Raw genomic sequence first — 18897 nt, 5'->3', positions numbered from 1 at the left:
CTGACGTATCGCGTGCGCCTCGCCCCGGCTCCGATGACGCTCTCTCCCAGGCAAGGCGCGTCCTGCCGGGCCCGTCCTGACGGAGCGGGGCCGTCCGGCCCGTCGCCCGCTGCGCCCTGACGGCGGCCCCGAGCAAGTCCCTCGAACGACGCCGCCGCCCGGCCTCCTCCCGTTGCAGCCGGACCACGCCCCGTCCGGCATGCATAGGCCGGATCCGCAGCCGGCGATTCAACCTTGAAGAGATTGAACGGGCATTGCTACCATGAGGTGAACAGAGGCCTTGCTGCAACCGGGAGGCACGGATGGCGAGCGGGGGCGACGGGCGCATCTTCCTGGCCGGGATCGGGACCCACGGCGACATCCTGCCGGTCATCGCTCTCGGGTCGGCCCTCGCGGCGCGCGGCCGCCGCGTCCACCTCGCCGCTCCCGCACCGTTCGCATCCTTGGCCACCCGCACCGGGTTGTCGTTCACCGCGATCGGAACGGCGGCGGATTTCGACCGGGCGGTGCGCCAGTCGGCGCTCTGGCGCCCGGTCCGCGGCGCGAAGGCGATGCTCGCGGCGGTCGCGGAGGCCACCGAGCCGACCTATCGCTGGCTCGAGGCGGAGGCCCGACCCGGCCTCGACCAGGTCGTCGCCTCGACGCTCGCCCTCGGGGCCCGGGTGGCGCAGGAGCGTCTCGGCCTGTCGCTGATCACCCTCCACCTGATGCCGATGCTGCTCGAGAGCCGCTTCGCCCCGCCCCGCCTGCCCGGCCTGCCGCTCCCCCGCATGATGCCGGCGCGCTGGCGCCACGACCTCGGCCGCGGTGCCGACCGCTTCGTCCTCGGCCCCGCCGCGCTCCCGCCGCTCAACGCCTTCCGGGCCGGCCTCGGCCTCGGCCCGGTCCGGCGCCTGCGGCACTGGTGGCACAGCCCCGAGCGGGTCCTGCTCGGCGTGCCCGACTGGTACGCCCCGCCCCAGGCCGACTGGCCGCATCAGGTCACCCAGGTCGGCTTTCCCCTCGCCGACACCTTCGGCGACGCGGCGGATCTGGCGCCCGACCTCGCCGCCTTCCTGCTCGCGGGGCCGGCGCCGCTGGTCTTCTGCTACGGCTCGGCGATGGCCGGCGCGCAGGGCTTCTTCGCCGCCGCCGTCGAGATCTGCCGGCTCACCGGGCGGCGCGGCGTGCTGCTCTCCGCCCGGGCCGAGGAGATCCCGGCGGTGCTGCCGGCGGGCGTCGTCCACGCGCCCTACGCGCCGCTGAGCCGCCTGCTGCCGAACTGCGCCGCGCTGATCCACCACGGCGGGGTCGGCACGGTGGCGCAGGCGCTGGCGGCCGGGTGCCCGCAGCTGATCGTGCCGGTGGCGTTCGACCATGCCGACGAGGCCGAGCGGGTGGTGCGGCTCGGGGTCGGCGCCTCGCTGGCGCGCTGGCGCTTCACCGCGGCGCGGGCACGGCGGCTGCTGGAGCGGCTGCTGGATTCGACCGCGGTGGCGCAGGCGTGCCGCGAGGTGCAGGTCCTGATGCAGGCCGAGAGCGGCGTGGCCGGCGCCTGCGAGATCATCGACGGCGCCGCACCGCGTTGAGCACGAACGACGCGGCGCTGCGGCCGTCCGCCGGCCCGCGGCGCGCGATGGCGAGCGGGCCGCGGGCAGGCTCGATCCCGCCTGATCCCCGTCGATCCATGCTCCCGGAGCGTAGTTCTGAAGTCGAGCCGGGCATGAGCCGGGGGAGCCGGCCGGCCGATCGCGCGGGGAACGGACTCCGCGTCGGTCCGGAAGCGCGATCGTCTTTCGCGGCGACCGGTGACGCACGTGCCGGCCAGTCGCGCGGAACCGGCCCGGGCCGCCGCGACTGGCCGGAAGATTTTTTCAGCGATGCGGTCGGACATCGTCGAGATCGACGACGTTGCGTGCGCCGGGACTGTACTCTCCGGTGCCGTCCCCGTTCGACACGTCGTGTCCCGATGTCATGCGGGGACGAATAGTCCGCTCACCTGCGGCAAAACGGGCGATGTCACGTTGCGGAACCATGCTCCGGGCATCCGGTTGTCCGGCGCCTCGCGGCTGCACGTTCGGGCCGTCGCGATAATCCCGACGACGAGAAACGGATCTTCCCGATGACCCCTCAGTTCTGGCTCTGGCTGGGCTTTGCCGGCATGAGCGTGGGCGCCGCCCTCATCCTGTTCATCGGCAAGCGCCGCACCCACGCCGAGGAGGCCGACACCATCATCCACGGCCTGGTGCCGATCATCGCCGCCTGCTCGTACCTGGCGATGGCCTCGGGGCAGGGGAGCGTGCTGCTGCCGGCCGGGCCCGATGCCGGCACGGCGACGAGGGCGTTCTACTTCGCCCGCTACATCGACTGGTCGTTCACCACGCCGCTGCTGCTGCTCGGCCTCGCCAACACCGCGATGCATAGCGGCATGCGCCGCCCGGCGATCGTCTGGGGCATGATCGGCTCCGACCTCGTCATGATCGTCACCGCCTTCGTGTTCGGCCTGAGCCAAGTGGCGTGGCTGAAATGGACCTGGTTCGCGATCTCCTGCGGCGCCTTCCTGGCGGTCTATTACGGGATCTTCGTGCAGCTGCGCGAGGAGAACGCCCGCGAGCGCGACGATGTCCGCGCCACCTTCCTGCGCAACGCCGTGTTCCTGTCGGTGGTCTGGCTCGCCTATCCGGTCGTGCTGCTGCTGGGCGACGACGGCCTCGGTCTGCTCGGGCCGGCGCTCGGCCTCGGCATCATCGCGATCCTCGATCTCGTGGCGAAGGTCGTCTACGGCCTGATGGCGACGGTGCAGACCGCCAAGCGGGTCGACCGCGATCTCGCCGAGGGCCCGGCGACCGCGGCGCGGCCCCACCTCGCGGCGGCGGAGTAGGCGCCGTGGCGCGCCGGCCCGTCCCGATCCCGGCGCCGGCCGGCGCGCGGATGCTCCACGGCCCGGCGGCGACGCTGCCGGGCGCGGGGCGGGGGGCGGTTGCCTCCCTGTCCTGCTGGCTGCTCCCCGCCGCCGCTCTCCTCCTCGCCGCGAGCGCCCTGATGCCGCGCGAGGCCGGCTGGGCGGCGGTGCTCGCCCTGGTGATCGGCCTCGGGGTGCCGCACGGCGCCCTCGACGGCGAGGTGGCGAAACCCTTCCTCGCGCCGCGCTTCGGCCGGGCCTGGTTCCTCGTCTTCGCCGCACCCTATCTCGCGCTGACCGCCACGGTCCTGGTTGCCTGGCGGTGGGTGCCGGACCCTACCCTGGCGGGCTTCCTCGCCCTGTCGGTGCTGCATTTCGGCACCGAGGATGCGGGGCCCGGCCGGCCCGTCGAGGCGCTGGTGCGCGGCGGCCTGCCGATCGCCCTGCCGGCGCTCCTGCAACCCGACGAGACCGCCCGGATCTTCGCGGTGGTGACCGACACGGCGATGCCGGTCCTGCCGGGCTGGTGGAGCGCGCTCGCCTGGATCTGGCTCGGCCTCGCCCTGGCCTGGCTCGTCCTGTGGCGGCCCGCGTCCGACACGCTCGCCGAACTCGCCGCCTTGAGCCTCGCCTTCCTGGTTCTGCCGCCGCTCGCCGCCTTCGGGCTCTACTTCGTCTGCCTGCATGCGCCGCGGCACATGCGGGCGCTGGCCGGCGACCCGGCCCGCGCGCCGGCCGTCGACGGCATGGGCCGGGCGGTCGTGCTCGCCCTGCCGGTCTTCGGGCTGACGCTGCTGATCGGCGCGCTGTTGTGGCCGACCTACCCGCAGGCGAACGGCGTCGAGCGGCTGCTGGCGCTCACGCTCCAGCTCCTCGCGGCCCTGACCCTGCCGCACATGCTGCTGGACCGGTGGGTGGAGGGGAGGGGCTGAGGTCCTCCCGCCTCAATCGATCCCGAACAGCCGCTCCAGGAAGTTCTTGTCCTCCCGGGTCGGGCCGCCGCGCTGCGGCGCCGGCTGCCGCGCCGGGGGCTGGCCGCCGCCGACGAGGTCGTCGATCAGGCCGCCGAGCGTCGGCGGCTCGGCGGGCCTCGCCTCGGCGACCGCGCCGCTGCTGCGGCGCCAGCGGGCGGCGCCCGGCAGCGGCACCGGCTTGTCGCCGCGCAGGCCCGCGGTCATCACCCGGTTCCAGACCTCGACCGGCAGGTTGCCGCCCGAGACCCGCTTGGTCGGCTCGCCGTCGTCGTTGCCGAGCCAGACCCCGGTGACGAGGGTGCCGGAGAAGCCGACCACCCAGGCATCGCGGAAATCCTGGCTGGTGCCGGTCTTGCCGGCGAGGTCCCAGCCCGGGATGTCGCCCTTCTTGGCGGTGCCGCTGACGAAGACCTCGTGCATCATCGCGTTCATCATGCCGACCGCGTTGGGATCGATCACCCGGCCGAGGCTGCTCGGGGCGCGCTTGTAGACGGTCTTTCCGTCGGTGGTCTTCACGCTGGCGATCACGTAGGGGATCACCCCCATGCCGCCATTGGCGAAGGCCGCGTAGGCGCCGACGAGCTCGAGCGGCGTGACCTCCGAGGTGCCGAGCGCGATCGAGGCGTTGGCCTGGAGCGGCGAGGTGATGCCCAGGCGCTGCGCCGTCTGCACCACGGCCTTCGGGCCGACCTCCATGCCGAGGCGCACCGCCACGGTGTTGAGCGAGTGGGCGAGCGCGTCGCGCAAGGTCACGGGCCCGCTGTAGTTGCGCGAGTAGTTCTCCGGGCTCCAGCCCTTGATGGTGAGCGGCGCGTCCTCGCGCACCGTGTCGGGGGTCAGGCCGCGCTCGACCGCCGCGAGGTAGACGAAGGGCTTGAAGGCCGAGCCGGGCTGGCGCTTGGCGGTGGTGGCGCGGTTGAACTGGCTCTGGGCGTAGTCGCGCCCGCCGATCAGCGCCCGGATCGCCCCGTCCGGCCGCATCGACACCACGGCGCCCTGGCCGACATTGTAGCGCGCGCCCTTCTGGTTCAGCTCGTCGACGAGCGCCCGCTCGGCCACCGCCTGCAGGGCCGGATCGACCGTGGTCTGCACCGAGACGTCGCCCTCGATCTTGCCGACATAGTCGTCGAGCACGTCCATCACGAGGTCGGCGACGTAGTTGGCCGAGCCGCCGCCCTTCGCCCGCGCCGGCTTGGCCGGCTGGGCCAGCGCCACCTTCACGTCGGCGGGCTTGGCAAAGCCCAGATCCTGCATCGCCGCCAGCACCTGGGCGGCGCGGGCCTGCGCCGCGGGCAGGTTGCGGTTGGGCGCCAGCCGCGACGGCGCCTGGACGAGGCCGCCGAGCATCGCGGCTTCCGCCAGGGTCACGTCCTTGGCGGGCTTGGCGAAGTAGCGCTGCGCCGCCGCCTCGACGCCGTAGGCGCCGGCACCGAAATAGACCCGGTTGAGGTAGAGCTCGAGGATCTCGTCCTTGGTGTACTTGTGCTCGAGCCAGAGCGCCAGGATCGCCTCCTGGATCTTGCGCGAGGCGGTGCGCTCCTGGGTCAGGAACAGGTTCTTGGCGAGCTGCTGGGTCAGGGTCGAGCCGCCCTGGGCGACCCCGCGCCGGGTCAGGTTCTGGCCGATGGCGCGGGCGATGCCGATCGGGTCGATGCCCATGTGATTGTAGAAGCGCCGGTCCTCGATCGCCACGAAGGCGCGGGGCAGGTAGGGCGGCAATTCCCGGATGCTCACCGTGCGCCCGCCGGTCTCGCCGCGATTGGCGAGCAGCGAGCCGTCGGCGGCCAGGATCGCGATGTTGGGCGGGCGCTTCGGGACGGCCAACTGGTCGATCGGCGGCAGCTGCGAGGCGTGATAGGCGACGATGCCGGCGATCGCCACCAGGCCCCAGAGGCCGAGGATCACCGTGCCGTAGACGATGCGGCCGAGCCACGAGCGCCGCCGGCGCCGGGGCGCCGCCGCGACCGCCCGGGCCGCGCGCTTCGGCGCGGCTTTGCGCGTTCCCTTCGATGCGCCCTTGGCCACGCCGCCTCCCGCCCGGTCGCCGCGCGAGAGGCGCAGGTCGAGATGCGCCGGGTCCGCGGGCTCCTCCGCCTCGAACCGCGGCTCGACCCGACCTCTCCGCTCGCGACCCTTCGCCATCCCGCCCCGTTCCCCTTCGCCCCCGGACAGGCCCGCCCGCCCGGGGCGCTGCCGGCCTCGCGGGGCATTCAAGAGACGTTAAATGAGGCGGGTTTAAGGGCCGTTAACCGAAATTTTGTCGAGATATCTCCGAGGCTTACGCGATCGTCCCGGCGGCTGCGGCAAGCCGCGCCGGAACGGCGCCCACCCGCAAGCGTTGCGGAGGCTCTGACAAGGAGCCGACATGCTGCACCTGCTGGTGGCGGATGGGAACGACCGGGCCGGCCGCGCGGCGCACCTGACGGTCTGCGACAAGACCTCCGCCCAGACCTACGCGGCGATCCTGACGAGCCTGGCGCCCGATGCGACCTGCCACCTCGTCGCCCCGGCCGATGCCGACGCGGTCCTGCCGCGCGCGCTTTCCGACTGCGACGCCGTGGTGCTCACCGGCTCGTCGCTGCACGTCGAGGAGGGTGGTCCCGCGGTGACCCGCCAGTGCGATCTGGTGCGGGCGGCCCTGGAGGCGGGGGTGCCGGTCTTCGGCTCGTGCTGGGGCGTGCAGGTGGCGGCGACGATCGCCGGAGGCCGGGCCGCCCGCAACCCGCGCGGCCCCGAATACGGGCTCGCCCGCGCGATCAGCCGGACGCGGGACGGCGAGGGGCATCCGCTGCTCGCCGGCCGCCCGCCGGCCTGGGACGCGCCGGCGATCCACGACGACGCCGTGATCGATCCGCCGCCGGGCAGCACGGTGCTCGCCGGCAACGACCGCCTCGACGTCCAGGCGATCGAGATCCGCCTCGGCGACGGGGTGTTCTGGGGCACGCAGTACCATCCCGAGCTCGACCTCGACGAGGTCGCGGCGATGCTGCGGCTCTCGGCCCAGGGTGTGGTGGAGGCGGGCCTGTGCCCCGACGAGGCGGCGCTCCACGCCTACGCGGATGCGTTGCGCGACCTGCACCGCGCCCCGGAGGCGCGGCCCGACCTCGCCTGGCGCCTCGGCCTCACCGCCGAGGTGCTGGTGCCGGAGCGCCGCCGCCGCGAGATCGCGAACTTCCTCGACCGCGTGGTGCGGCCATCGGCGGAGCGGCGAGGCTAGCTCACGCCGTCGGCGCCGGGGCGAGGCGGGGCGCCGGCCGCGCCTCCTCCGCCCCGACGAGGTGGCAGGCGGCCGGGCGGCGGAACAGGAACCGGGCCGGGGTGTGGCGCACCAGCCGCTCGATCCCGAGGGGCACCGCCACCGCCGCGACCGTCACGAGGAGCGAGACGGTTCCGACATCCGCGATGATCCCGCTGCGGATCAGGGCGGTGCGCAGGGCCGCCATCGGCAGGAAGAAGGCGAGGTAGATCACGATCGAGCGCTCGCCGCAGGCCCGCAGCACCGCCGTCACCGGGCCGCCGGCCCTGGTGAGCAGGGCGGCCGCCCCGACGATGGCGAGCGCCCCGGCAGCGCCGAGCACCAGGCTCACCCCGGGCAGGCTCGCCAGCGTCGGATAGGAGGCCAGACCGGTGGGGGTGAAGGCGAGGACGCCCTCGATCGCCGCCCAGGCCGCCAGCCCGAGGAGCGCGAGGCCGGCCCGCGCCCGCACCGCGTCGGCAAGCGCGAAGATGCGGGCGGCGAACAGGGTGCCGCCGACGAAGTAGACGAAGCGGGCGCAGAACTCGTCGATCAGGGTCGAGCCGGTATGGACCGGGGCGAGCTGCAGGAGCGCCGCGGCGAGGAGCAGCACCGGCCCGGGCACTCGGCGCGTCGCCTTCACGACGACCGAGAACACCGCCAGCAGATAGATGAACCACAGGGTCGAGTACGGCTCGACGAGCCCGTAGGCGAGGTGGGCGAGGAAGGCGCCCGGCCCCGCGCCCTCGGTGATCTGGGCGTATTTCACCGCCGACTGCAGCACCAGCCACAGCAGGTAGAAGTAAGCGAAGTGGACGATCCGCCGGTCGGCGAACAGCCGCCAGTCGCGGTCGACCACGCGGCCGACGAACAGGCCGGACAGGAGGAAGAAGTCGGGGATCCGGAACGGTTTGGCGAATTCCACGACGTGATGCATGAAGCCCTCGCGCCCCATTGCCTCGCCGACCCCGAGGGTGGAGTGCATCATCACCACCAGGATGATGCAGATGCCCTTGGCGACGTCGACCCAGGCGAGGCGCCCGGATTCCGCCGCGGCGCGCGGGCGCACCGGGTCGTCCGGCCGGACCGAGAGGGCGGGTTCGGAGTTCGGGCGGCGGGACATCGGCGTCTCCACGAGGGCGGCCGCAGGCTCGCAGGGAGACGTAAAGATCGGCACCGGGCCGACCGGTCGAATCGCGCGCTCGCTCGCAAGACGGGATTCACCTTCGTCACCGCGGGCTCCGCTTCGATTCCCGCCGCTCCCGGGTCATCCGCGTCGCGGCGTGGAAGTCGTCGGGCTTGGTGCGCACCCAGGCGAGGAAGCGGGCGATCTCGGGCTCGGCGCGCAGGCTCGCGACGTCGCTGAGGCGGCGCGCCAGCTCCGCCTCGCTGTGGCGGGCATGGATCGCCGAGTGGCAGATCTGGTGCAGCTGCACGGTCTCGCCGTGGGTGCCGCCCTTCAGCTTCGGTGTCAGGTGATGGCGGCTCTGGCGGGCGCCGGGCGGGATCGGCCGCTCGCAGAGCGGGCAGATCACGCGCGCGCCTGCATGCGGGCCGTGGGTGGAGGGGTCGTCGTCGCGCCAGCGCCGGTCACGGCGTCCCAAATCGGGCTCCTGCGGGGAAGGGAGGTTCGCCGACCTATCTGGGTCGCCCGCCCGCGGTGCTTCAAGGCCGGCGCCGGGATGGCGCAGCGTCGCGGCGCGGAGGCGATTGACAAACCTCCTGCGCCGCCGGACAGTCGTGCCGTTACCGAGGGGAGCCCCGCCGACGGGGGCTGAGACTGGACGAGCGTGCGTCCTGACCCTTGAACCTGATCCGGTTCGTACCGGCGGAGGGACGGGAACCTGCCATGACCGACGTGACCCGTGCGTCCTCGCGCCTCGAGGCCGGATCGTCTCCCCGGGAGAGATCCATGAACGCACCGTCGAACGCCCCTGTCCTCGCCAAGGGACTGCCCCACAGCGTCACCACCGGCCCGGTCGCCGGCTCGGCCAAGGTCTATGCCGCGCCGCAGGGCCGCCCCGACATCCGGGTGCCCTATCGCGAGATCGCCCTGTCCGATCCCGGCGAGACCCCGGTGCGGGTCTACGATCCCTCCGGCCCCTACACCGAGGCGGAGGCCCGCATCGACCTCGCCGCCGGTCTGCCGCAGATCCGCGCCGGCTGGATCGAGGGACGGGGCTATCCCGCCGTGGCGCCCCGGGCGGTGCGGCCGGAGGACAACGGATTTGCCGCCGAGGACAGGCTGGTGGCGCCGTGCCCGGCCGCCCGCACCGTGCGGCGGGGCGAGCCCGGGCAGAGGGTGACGCAGCTCGAATTCGCCCGCGCCGGGATCGTCACCGAGGAGATGATCTACGTCGCGCATCGCGAGAACCTGTGCCGCGAGGCGATGCGGGCGGAGGCCGAGGCCCGGATCGCCGACGGCGAGGGCTTCGGGGCGAGCGTCCCGGCCTTCGTCACCCCCGACTTCGTCCGCGACGAGGTGGCGCGCGGGCGGGCGATCATCCCGGCCAACATCAACCACACCGAGCTCGAGCCGATGGCGATCGGCCGCAACTTCCTGGTCAAGATCAACGCCAATATCGGCAACTCCGCCGTCACCTCGTCGGCGGCCGACGAGGTCGAGAAGATGGTCTGGGCGATCCGCTGGGGCGCCGACACCGTCATGGACCTCTCGACGGGGCGCAACATCCACAACATCCGCGGCTGGATCCTGCGCAACGCACCCGTCCCGATCGGCACGGTGCCGATCTACCAGGCGCTGGAGAAGGTCGGCGGCGATCCGCTCAAGCTCGACTGGGAGGTGTTCAAGGACACGCTGATCGAGCAGGCCGAGCAGGGGGTGGACTACTTCACCATCCATGCCGGCGTGCGCCTCGCCCACGTGCCGCTCACCGCGCGGCGGGTCACCGGCATCGTCTCGCGCGGCGGCTCGATCATGGCGCGCTGGTGCCTCGCCGGGCACCGGGAATCGTTCCTCTACGAGCGCTTCGAGGAGATCTGCGACATCTGCCGGGCCTACGACGTGTCGTTCTCGCTGGGCGACGGCCTGCGCCCGGGCTCGATCGCGGACGCCAACGACGCAGCGCAGTTCGCCGAGCTCGAGACGCTCGGCGAACTCACCAAGGTCGCGTGGGACAAGGGCTGCCAAGTGATGATCGAGGGCCCCGGCCACGTGCCGATGCACAAGATCAAGGTCAACATGGAGAAGCAACTCGCCGAGTGCGGCGAGGCGCCGTTCTACACGCTCGGCCCGCTCACCACCGATGTGGCGCCGGGCTACGACCACATCACGTCGGGCATCGGCGCGGCGATGATCGGCTGGTTCGGCACCGCGATGCTCTGCTACGTGACGCCGAAGGAGCATCTCGGCCTGCCCAACCGCGACGACGTGAAGACCGGCGTCATCACCTACAAGATCGCCGCCCACGCCGCCGACCTCGCCAAGGGCCATCCGGCGGCGCAGGAGCGGGACGACGCCCTGTCGCGGGCCCGGTTCGACTTCCGCTGGGAGGACCAGTTCAATCTCTCCCTCGACCCCGACACGGCGCGGGCCTACCACGACGAGACCCTGCCGAAGGACGCCCACAAGGTCGCGCATTTCTGCTCGATGTGCGGCCCGAAATTCTGCTCGATGAAGATCACCCAGGACCTGCGCGCCGACGTGCTGGCGATGGAGGCGGCGAAAGCCGTGGTCGGCGAGGCCACACCGCTCGACGAAGAGGCCCGCGCGGCCGGCATGGCCCAAAAATCGGCGGAATTTTTGGGAGACGGCGGGAGACTCTACGTCGATGCCGGCTGAGTGACACCCGCCGTGCCCCCGGGGATCGTCCGGGGGCGCGGCGGGCGCGGGGCCGGCACGCAGGCCGCCAAGGATCCTCTATGCTGATGCAGGCCCAACAGGCCCCGCGGGAGCCGGCCCCCGCCCGGTCGCGCCCCGGCTCGATCGTGCGCCGCCTCGTCGTCTTCGCCCTCGGCCTGGCGGTGCCGATCCTGATCTTCGGCGGCGTGGTGCTGTGGCAGTTCGCCGGGGCGGCCCGCGCGCGCCTGGAGGGCGAGGCCCTCGGCCGCGCCCGGATGGAGGCGGCGGCGGTCGACCGCGAGATCGCCAACCTCGTCGCCACCCTCGAATCCCTGAGCCTCGCCAACGCGCTCCAGCGCGGCGACGTCACGGCGTTCCGCGAGCAGGTGCAGGAGCTGTCCCGCCGCAGCGGCCTGCCGGCCACCCTGCGCGATCCCGACGGGCGGCGGCTGATCGACCTCGGCGCCGAGCCGATGCCGGAGCGCCTCGACGCGGCGGACGAGGCGGCGCTCGCCGGGCGGCCGTCGGTCTCGGGCGTCGTCGACGGGCGCTTCCGGGTGACGGTGCCGGTCCAGCGCCGCGGCGGCGACGCGGTGCTCTACCTGCTGTCGTTCTCCCTGCCGACCTCGCGCATCCGCGACGTGCTCGCCGCCGGCGGCGTGCCGGAGGGCTGGGTGATGAGCGTGGTCGACCGCGACCACCGGGTGCTGACCCGCACCCGGGCGCCGGAGCGCTTCACCGGCACCGACGCGCCCGACGAGCTGCGCCGGGCCACCGGGCCGGAAGGGAGCTGGCGCGGCGCCTCGCTCGAGGGCGCTCCCTTCTTCGTCGCCTATGCGCGGGCCGGCGTCCCGGACTGGCGCGTCGCCGTCGGCGTGCCGGAGGAGGCATTGGCGGCGCCGGTCCGGGCCTCGCTCGTCTGGTTCGCCGGGCTCGGCATCATGCTCGCGGCCATCGCGGGGGTGCTGGCGCTCGCCTTTGCCCGCGGCATCGCGGCGCCGCTCCAGGCCCTGCGCGACCAGGCGGTCGCCCTCGGCCTCGGCCGGCCGGCCGCGGCGCTCACCGGCGTGCCCGCCGAGGTGGCGGCGGTGAGCGCCGAGATCGCCGGCGCGGCCCAGCGCCAGCGCGAGCGGGTGACCGAGCGCGAGCGGGCCGCCGCGGCTTTGCGCTCGGAGACCCAGCGCCTCGAGGTGCTCAACCGCCTCGGCACGGCGCTGGCGAGCGAGCTCGACCGCCAGCGCCTCGGCGACGCCGTGGTCGAGGCCGCGACCCGCCTGACCGGGGCGGCCTACGGCGCGCTGTTCGAGCGGATCCCGGAGGGCCCGGACGGGCCGGAGCACTGGCAGCTCCTCAGCCTCACCGGCGGTCCCCGCGAGGCCTTCACCCGCTTCGGCCTGCCGCGGGTGACGACCCTGTTCAGCCAGACCTTCGCGGCCGGCGGCGTGGTGCTGAGCGAGGACGTGACGACCGATCCCCGCTACGGCAGCCACGGCGGCATGCCGAAGGGGCACCTGCCGGTGCGCAGCTACCTCGCGGTGCCGGTGGTCTCGGGCACCGGCGTCACCCTCGGGGCGCTGCTGTTCGGCCACCCCGAACCGCACCGTTTCGGCACCCGCGAGGCGGCCCTGGTCGAGGGCCTGGCCGGCCACGCCGCGGTGGCGATGGACAATGCCCTGCTGTTCGCCTCGGTCCGCCGCGCGCAGGACCGGTTCGAGGCCGCCGTCCAGGCGGTGCGCGGCGTGCTCTGGACCAACGACGCCGCCGGCCGCATGACCGGCGACCAGCCGGCCTGGGCGGCGCTGACCGGGCAGGCGCCCGAGCAATATGCCGGCTACGGCTGGGCCGACGCGGTCCATCCGGACGACCGGGCCGCCAGCGTCGAGAACTGGAACGCGGCGGTGGCCGAGCGCCGGCGCTTCACCCACGAGCACCGGGTCCGCCGCCACGACGGGGTCTTCCGCACCTACGCGATCCAGGCGGTGCCGGTGCTCGATCCCGACGGTTCGATCCGCGAATGGGTCGGCGTGCATTCCGATATCACCGAGCAGCGCGCCGCCGAGACGGCGTTGCGCGAATCGAACGAGGAGATCCAGCGCTACGCCTACATCGTCAGCCACGACCTCAGGGCGCCGCTCGTCAACATCATGGGCTTCACGAGCGAGATCGAGGCGAGCCAGGACGACATCCGGACCGCGCTCGCCGGGCGGCCGCAGGCCGATCGGATCGACGCCGACCTCGCCGAATCGGTGAGCTTCATCAAGGCCGCGATCACCAAGATGGACGGCCTGATCAACGCCATCCTGAAGCTGTCGCGGGAGGGGCGGCGCAACTTCCAGCCCGAGCCCCTGGCGATGACCGCCCTGATGCGGAGCCTGGCGAACGCGCAGCGCCACCAGACCGAGACCGCCGGCGCGGCGATCGAGATCGGCGACCTGCCCGACCTCGTCGCCGACCGGGTCGCCGTGGGGCAGATCTTCGGCAACCTGATCGACAACGCGATCAAGTACCGCGCCAAGGACCGCCCGGGCCGGATCGTCGTCACCGGGGCGGTCTCCGACGGGCTCGCGGTGTTCCGGGTCGCGGATAACGGCCGCGGGATCGATGCCCGCGACCACGGCCGGGTGTTCGAGCTCTTCCGCCGCTCCGGCGTCCAGGACCGGCCGGGCGACGGCATCGGGCTCGCCCATGTCCGCACCCTGGTGCGGGCGCTCGGCGGGCGGATCGACCTGGCCTCCGAGATCGGCGTCGGCACGACCTTCAGCGTGACGCTGCCGCTGCGTCAGGGTTAAGGAACCGACCGCCGGATGCAACGACAGGTTAACGTGACCGCGCTGTTTTCTACGCCAGCCACGTGTCCAAACGGGGTCGGATGTGGTCTAGAGAGAGTTTGACGGGAGCCTGTCTCCCGGGCGGGCGACCGCGGTCGGTGCGGTGTCGTGAGAGAGCAAGAGGCGACCCGGTGCGGCCGGGCTTCGCCACGGGGAGTTGTCAGGTGCCGGCCGTACACATCGTGATGATCGAGGATGACGAGGGCCACGCCCGGCTGATCGAGCGGAACATCCGCCGCGCCGGCGTCAACAACGTCATCGAGTCGTTCCGGGACGGGACCTCGGCGCTCGCCGCCCTGTTCGGGCCGGACGGCAGCGGCGAGATCAACGCCGGCCGGCCGCTGCTGATCCTGCTCGACCTCAACCTGCCGGACATGACCGGCATCGACATCCTGCAGAAGGTGAAGTCGAACCCGCACCTGCGGCGCTCGCCGGTGGTGATCCTGACCACCACCGACGACCAGCGCGAGATCCAGCGCTGCTACGACCTCGGCTGCAACGTCTACATCACCAAGCCGGTGAACTACGAGGGCTTCGCCAACGCGATCCGCCAGCTCGGTCTGTTCTTCTCGGTGATGCAGGTCCCGGAGAGCGCGTGACCGCGATCACCCCTCCGGGCCGCGCGGCCGGACGGCGGAGCGCCGCCCCGTGACCGAGCCGGTCCGCGTCCTCTACATCGACGACGATCCGGGCCTGGCGCGGCTGGTCGCCCGCACCCTCGCGGGGCGCGGCTGCGAGGTCGCGCATGCGGCCGACGGCGAGGCCGGCCTCGGCCTGATCGCGGCGGAGCGGTTCGACGTCGTCGCCCTCGACCACCACATGCCGAACGAGACCGGTCTCGAGATCCTGCCGCGCATCCGCGCCCTGCCGGACGCGCCGCCGGTGATCTACGTCACTGGCTCGGAGGACAGCCGCGTCGCCGTGGCGGCGCTGAAGGCCGGCGCCGTCGACTACGTCTGGAAGGACCTGCAGGGCCATTTCCGCGAGCTGCTCGCCGAGGCGGTGGCCACCGCCGTGCTGCAGGACCGCACCCGCCGCGAGAAGGAGCGGGCCGAGGCCGAGGTGCGCGAGGCCCGCGACCGGGCCGAGCTGCTCCTGCGCGAGGTCAACCACCGGGTCGCGAACAGCCTCGCCCTGGTGGCGGCGCTGGTGCGGATGCAGGCCAACACCGTCACCGACGCCTCCGCCCGGGCCGCCCTCGAGGAAACCCAGACCCGCATCACCGCGATCGCCGGCATCCACCGGCGCCTCTACACCTCCGACGACGTGCGGGTCGTCGCGGTCGATGCCTACCTGGCGACGCTGGTCGAGGACCTCGACGGGGCGATGAACGCCACCGGCCAGCGCCACCGCATCGTGCTCGACGCCGTGCCGGTCGAGGTGGCGACCGACAAGGCGGTCTCGCTCGGGGTGATCGTCACCGAGCTCGTCACCAACGCCTACAAGTACGCCTATCCCGAGGGCGTCACCGGCGAGATCCGCATCACCGCGCGCCGCGACGGCGACACCCTGCGCCTCATGGTGGCCGATGACGGCGTCGGCTGGCAGGGCGCCGGCACCCCGCGCGGCACGGGTCTCGGCTCGCGCATCGTGCGGGCGATGGCCTCGAACCTGCGCGCGCAGATCGACTACGCGCAGGCCGAGCGCGGCACCGCGGCGAGCATCGACATCGCGCTGTAGCCGCGGCTCCGGTCGATCGCGCGGGCCCGAGGGTTCAGCGCCACGCACGTCCGGCGCGCCACGGCTTTCGCTTCATCGCTCCCCCAAGGCTCCGGCGCGAACCCTCCCCCTCTGCGGGGGAGGGTGGTCTACGGGAGTAGGCCGGGAGAGGGGCGGCGCGACGCCGATCCAGGGGAAGCCCTTCAGAACGGCTCCGCCATGTTCGGACGCGGCGTCCCCTCTCCCGCAGAGGGGGAGGGAGCAGGCGGGTCTCGTGCCGCAAGGCATGGGAGGAACTCAACGGATCCCGGATCGGAACGATGCCGCAAACGCCGCCCCGGCCATCCCCGCAATTCCGCGCAATTGCTTAATTTCCGGAAACCCCGCCTTAACACCACCTTCAGGCCCCGGCGCCGCGTTAACATCCGGGTAGGACTCCTGGCGGCTAGCTGAGCACGAACAGATCGCCCGAAAGGATTTCGCAGTGATCGAGACCAGCAGCCTTGCCGCGGCGTTTCCGCCGGCCGCGGTCGAGCCGATCGTGCGGATCGATGCCGCCCGCAGCCCCCGGCCGAGTGCCGATCCGTCCCTCGACCCGGCGGTGACCCTCGACCTCAGCCCGGAGGCGCGGCGGACGACCGGGCCGGGGGCCGCCCCGCCCCGGGACACCGCCGGGACCGCCGACCGGGCCCAGTACCGCCGCGACGCCGACAGCCACCAGATCGTGTTCCAGGTTGTCGGTCCGGACGGTGCGGTCGTCGAGCAGCTGCCCTCCGAGGCGATCCTGCGGGCCCGGACCTATGCCCGCGAGGCGGAGGCCGCCCGGGCGGCGGAGATCGGCACGGCGGTGGCGCGCTCGGCCTGATCGACGAACGGCTCCGATCGAGGGGGCCGGCGCAGATCGCGAAGGGATCGGCCCCGATCTCGCGGAGATCGGCCTGATGGCCGAGCATCGTCGCCGCTCCATATCCTGTACGATCGCGCTCCGAGAGCCGCCGCGCTTGAGCCGACGTGCACCCGGAGCCCGACGTCATGGCCACGACGCCCCCCTCCCTCGACGCCGCGACCTATGCCGACCTGCGCCAGGCGGTCGGCGATCAGGCCCTGCCGGTGCTGCTCGGGCGCTTCCAGGCGCAACTGCAGGACTGGTCGGTGCGCGGGGAGCCGGCGGCGCTCGGGGCCGCGGCACACGGCGTGATCGCCTCGTCGGGGCTGATCGGCTTCACCCGCCTGTCGCGCCTCTGCGCCGCCCTCGAAACCGCCTGTCACGCCGGCGACCTGGAGGCGATCCGGGAGTTGGCCGCCGACGTCGCCGCCGAGAAGGCCACGGCCGAGGCCGAGGTCGCCCGGCTGATCGCGGCGGGCTGACGGCGTCAGGCCACCCGCCGCGTGTCGGTCCAGGTCGCCCCGTCGGCGAGGCGGTAATCGACGCTCTCGGAAAGCCGGCCGGTCGGCACGATCCGGATCGCCTCCGGCCGGGACAGCTCGTCGCAGCGCGCCAGGGCCTCGTCGATGTCGAGGGGCGGCGGCATCGCGCCGCCGAGGCGGCGCCACCACTGCACCGCCTTCTCGCGGGCGAAACCCGTGGCTTCGAGGTCGAGGCGCACGGTCATCGCGTCCTCGTCGCCCTCGAGCGCCACCGCCAGCAGGTCGGGCCCGCGCACCCGCCCCTCGCGGGAAAAGCGCCAGCCCGCCACCGGCCACCAGCGGGCATGGGCCTCGCGCACCACCGCGACGGTGCCGGCGGAGAGGACCGCGGTCTCGTCGTCGGCCACCGCCTCGTGCGGCATCTCCGCCGGGTCCTCCTCCTCGGGCTCGACCCAGCACGCCTCGCAGGTGCTGGCATTGAGCGCGATCAGCGCGCCGCAGCCGGGGCAGGGTTTCGCTCGCGGGCCGCCGGTGTCGCCCAGGAGCCGGGCGCGCGCCACGGCATTGGCCGAGAGCACGTCGATCGGCCCGTGCCGGCGCACGAGGCCGGCATAGTCGAGGACGAGGGCGTCGGTCTTGCCCTTCGCCAGGCGCAGGCCGCGGCCGACCTGCTGCACGTAGAGGCCGGTGCTCTGGGTCGGGCGCAGGAGCGCGATCAGGTCGACCTCCGGCACGTTGAAGCCGGTCGCCAGCACGCCGACCGAGGTGAGGCAGCGCAGGCGCCCGGCCCGGAAGTCGCGCACGATCCGGTCGCGCTCGCGCTTGCCGGTCTCGCCCGAGATCGATTCGCAGGAGAACCCCTCGGCCCGGATCGCGTCGCGGACCGCGTCGGCGTGGCGGACCCCGGCGCAGAAGGCGAGCCAGGCCCGGCGCCCGGCGCCGTAGGCGACCATCTCGGCCACTGCCGCCTTGGTGATGACGTCGCGGTTCACCGCCGCCTCGAGGGCGCCGGGCACGTAGTCGCCGGCCCGTAGGGGCACGCCGCTGACGTCGAGGATCGTCGCGGTCGCCTTCGAGACCAGGAGCGACAGGTAGCCCTCGCGGATCAGGTCCCCGACCTGCGCCTCGTAGACGATGCCGTCGAAGACCCGGCCCTGGCCCTCGTCGAGGCGGCCGCTGTCGAGGCGGTAGGGCGTGGCGGTCAGCCCGACGAGGCGCATCCCGGGGGAGCGCGCCCGCACCGCGTCGAGGAAGCGGCCGTAGCGGGTTTCGGCGTCGCGGGGGATCAGGTGGGCCTCGTCGACGATCACCAGGTCGAAGCCGCCGGTCGCCTCGACCCGGTTCCACACCGACTGGATGCCGCAGAACAGGATTGCCTTCGTCTCCTCGCGCCGCCCGAGCCCGGCCGAGACGATGCCGGCCGGCGCCTCGGGCCACAGGTTGAGGAGCTCGGCGTGGTTCTGGGCGATCAGCTCGCGGGTATGGGTGACGACGGCGATCCGGGCCGCGGGATCGCGGGCCATCGTCTCCCGCACCAGGGTGGCGATGACGAGGCTCTTGCCGGCCCCGGTCGGCAGCACGATCAGGCCGTTGCGGCCGCCGCGCGCCCAATCGGCCTGGAGCGCGTCGAGGCTCGCGCGCTGGTAGGGACGAAGCAGCATCGCGCCGCCATAGCCGGAGAACGCGCGGGCATCCAGGCTTGACAGCGGGGGAGGCGGGGGGCGCCCCCCGCTGCGACGGGCGAATCAGGGGGGCGGGTTCGCCGCCGACGGCGTGGGCCCCACCTCTCCCCGGCCCGCGGGGAGAGGTGGGAGATCCTTACTCCGCCGCCTGCAGCCACGCCCGCTGCTGCGGCGCCTCGCCGACCACCTCGTCGGTATGGACCTCGAACTTCGCGAGCCAGGCCGGGCCGAAGCTCGTCGAGATCGCCACGTCGGTGGCGTCGCGGCCGCGGGCCATGACGATGCGGCCGATCCGCGGGCGGTTGTGGCGGGCGTCGAACGTGTACCAGCGCCCACCGAGATAGACCTCGAACCAGGCCGAGAAATCCATCGGGTCGGGCACCGCCGGCACGCCGATATCGCCGAGATAGCCGGTGCAGTAGCGCGCCGGGATGTTCATGCAGCGGCAGAAGGTGGCGGCGGGGTGGG

The 18897-nt window shown here is 73.3% G+C and carries 15 protein-coding genes and 1 riboswitch; of the genes, 10 read left to right on the top strand and 5 right to left on the bottom strand.

Annotated elements, in window-relative coordinates; all coding sequences use genetic code 11:
• The first annotated feature begins 302 nt into the window (after positions 1-302).
• The 3 genes from A5481_RS07675 (at position 303) to A5481_RS07665 (ending at position 3813) form a co-directional block, all read left to right on the top strand.
• Positions 303-1568, top strand: a complete 1266-nt coding sequence (locus A5481_RS07675) for a glycosyltransferase (RefSeq protein WP_048432838.1) — start codon at positions 303-305, stop codon at positions 1566-1568.
• A gap of 533 nt (positions 1569-2101) precedes the next feature.
• The gene (locus tag A5481_RS07670; RefSeq protein WP_048432837.1) at positions 2102-2860 is read left to right on the top strand and encodes a bacteriorhodopsin; all 759 of its coding nucleotides are present in this window, start codon (positions 2102-2104) and stop codon (positions 2858-2860) included.
• Positions 2861-2865: 5 nt separating this feature from the next.
• Positions 2866-3813 carry a Brp/Blh family beta-carotene 15,15'-dioxygenase gene (locus A5481_RS07665; RefSeq protein WP_245238714.1) on the top strand — a complete coding sequence of 316 codons (948 nt, stop codon included), beginning with the start codon at positions 2866-2868 and terminating at the stop codon, positions 3811-3813.
• 12 nt (positions 3814-3825) lie between these two features.
• Here the strand turns inward: A5481_RS07665 and A5481_RS07660 are convergent, their stop codons facing one another.
• The gene (locus A5481_RS07660; protein ID WP_064503864.1) at positions 3826-5997 is read right to left on the bottom strand and encodes a transglycosylase domain-containing protein; all 2172 of its coding nucleotides are present in this window, start codon (positions 5995-5997) and stop codon (positions 3826-3828) included.
• Between the two features lie 223 nt (positions 5998-6220).
• Between A5481_RS07660 and A5481_RS07655 the strand changes: the two genes are divergently transcribed.
• Complete coding sequence (locus A5481_RS07655) at positions 6221-7072, top strand: glutamine amidotransferase-related protein (protein ID WP_064503863.1); 852 nt, start codon at positions 6221-6223, stop codon at positions 7070-7072.
• Position 7073: 1 nt separating this feature from the next.
• On the opposite strand, the gene A5481_RS07650 is transcribed toward A5481_RS07655, so the two are convergent.
• Together A5481_RS07650 and A5481_RS07645 are read right to left on the bottom strand one after the other, a co-directional pair.
• Entirely contained in the window at positions 7074-8213 is a 1140-nt protein-coding gene (locus tag A5481_RS07650; protein ID WP_082173601.1) for an acyltransferase family protein, read from the bottom strand.
• Between the two features lie 106 nt (positions 8214-8319).
• Positions 8320-8694 carry an HNH endonuclease family protein gene (locus A5481_RS07645; protein WP_048437362.1) on the bottom strand — a complete coding sequence of 125 codons (375 nt, stop codon included), beginning with the start codon at positions 8692-8694 and terminating at the stop codon, positions 8320-8322.
• Positions 8695-8832: 138 nt separating this feature from the next.
• Positions 8833-8944: riboswitch (TPP riboswitch) on the top strand.
• A 58-nt stretch (positions 8945-9002) separates the two neighbouring features.
• Here A5481_RS07645 and thiC point away from each other — a divergent pair.
• The 6 genes from thiC to A5481_RS07615 all read left to right on the top strand — a co-directional run bounded on the left by thiC (position 9003) and on the right by A5481_RS07615 (position 16747).
• Complete coding sequence (gene thiC / locus A5481_RS07640) at positions 9003-10892, top strand: phosphomethylpyrimidine synthase ThiC (RefSeq protein WP_048437363.1); 1890 nt, start codon at positions 9003-9005, stop codon at positions 10890-10892.
• Between the two features lie 86 nt (positions 10893-10978).
• Positions 10979-13681 (top strand): ATP-binding protein, encoded by a 2703-nt coding sequence (locus A5481_RS07635; protein WP_245298631.1) that lies wholly within the window; start codon positions 10979-10981, stop codon positions 13679-13681.
• 224 nt (positions 13682-13905) lie between these two features.
• Positions 13906-14319 carry a response regulator gene (locus A5481_RS07630; protein ID WP_064503883.1) on the top strand — a complete coding sequence of 138 codons (414 nt, stop codon included), beginning with the start codon at positions 13906-13908 and terminating at the stop codon, positions 14317-14319.
• Between the two features lie 49 nt (positions 14320-14368).
• Entirely contained in the window at positions 14369-15400 is a 1032-nt protein-coding gene (locus tag A5481_RS07625) for a sensor histidine kinase (protein ID WP_064503861.1), read from the top strand.
• Between the two features lie 463 nt (positions 15401-15863).
• On the top strand, positions 15864-16244 hold the full coding sequence (locus A5481_RS07620; RefSeq protein WP_197514157.1) for a hypothetical protein: 381 nt from the start codon (positions 15864-15866) through the stop codon (positions 16242-16244).
• 167 nt (positions 16245-16411) lie between these two features.
• A complete protein-coding gene (locus A5481_RS07615; protein WP_064503859.1) occupies positions 16412-16747 on the top strand; it encodes an Hpt domain-containing protein in 336 nt (111 codons plus the stop codon).
• Between the two features lie 5 nt (positions 16748-16752).
• On the opposite strand, the gene A5481_RS07610 is transcribed toward A5481_RS07615, so the two are convergent.
• Together A5481_RS07610 and A5481_RS07605 are read right to left on the bottom strand one after the other, a co-directional pair.
• Positions 16753-18408: a DEAD/DEAH box helicase gene (locus A5481_RS07610; RefSeq protein ID WP_064503858.1), complete on the bottom strand. Its 1656-nt coding sequence runs from the start codon at positions 18406-18408 to the stop codon at positions 16753-16755.
• A gap of 157 nt (positions 18409-18565) precedes the next feature.
• A partial coding sequence (locus tag A5481_RS07605; protein ID WP_197514156.1) for a transglutaminase-like domain-containing protein occupies positions 18566-18897 on the bottom strand: 332 nt, incomplete at its 5' end.

Source organism: Methylobacterium platani (assembly GCF_001653715.1).
In the GTDB taxonomy this organism is placed as follows: Bacteria; Pseudomonadota; Alphaproteobacteria; order Rhizobiales; family Beijerinckiaceae; genus Methylobacterium; species Methylobacterium platani.
The sequence above is the reverse complement of the archived record's forward strand: the minus strand, read 5'-3'. Positions and strand labels throughout refer to the sequence as shown.

Excerpts from the sequence above, each read along its gene's own strand:
- A5481_RS07675 (WP_048432838.1), top strand. The coding sequence starts at position 303 with ATGGCGAGCGGGGGCGACGGGCGCATCTTCCTGGCCGGGATCGGGACC.
- A5481_RS07670 (WP_048432837.1), top strand. The coding sequence starts at position 2,102 with ATGACCCCTCAGTTCTGGCTCTGGCTGGGCTTTGCCGGCATGAGCGTG.
- A5481_RS07660 (WP_064503864.1), bottom strand. The coding sequence starts at position 5,997 with ATGGCGAAGGGTCGCGAGCGGAGAGGTCGGGTCGAGCCGCGGTTCGAG.
- A5481_RS07655 (WP_064503863.1), top strand. The coding sequence starts at position 6,221 with ATGCTGCACCTGCTGGTGGCGGATGGGAACGACCGGGCCGGCCGCGCG.
- A5481_RS07650 (WP_082173601.1), bottom strand. The coding sequence starts at position 8,213 with ATGTCCCGCCGCCCGAACTCCGAACCCGCCCTCTCGGTCCGGCCGGAC.
- thiC (WP_048437363.1), top strand. The coding sequence starts at position 9,003 with ATGAACGCACCGTCGAACGCCCCTGTCCTCGCCAAGGGACTGCCCCAC.
- A5481_RS07635 (WP_245298631.1), top strand. The coding sequence starts at position 10,979 with ATGCAGGCCCAACAGGCCCCGCGGGAGCCGGCCCCCGCCCGGTCGCGC.
- A5481_RS07630 (WP_064503883.1), top strand. The coding sequence starts at position 13,906 with ATGATCGAGGATGACGAGGGCCACGCCCGGCTGATCGAGCGGAACATC.
- A5481_RS07615 (WP_064503859.1), top strand. The coding sequence starts at position 16,412 with ATGGCCACGACGCCCCCCTCCCTCGACGCCGCGACCTATGCCGACCTG.
- A5481_RS07610 (WP_064503858.1), bottom strand. The coding sequence starts at position 18,408 with ATGCTGCTTCGTCCCTACCAGCGCGCGAGCCTCGACGCGCTCCAGGCC.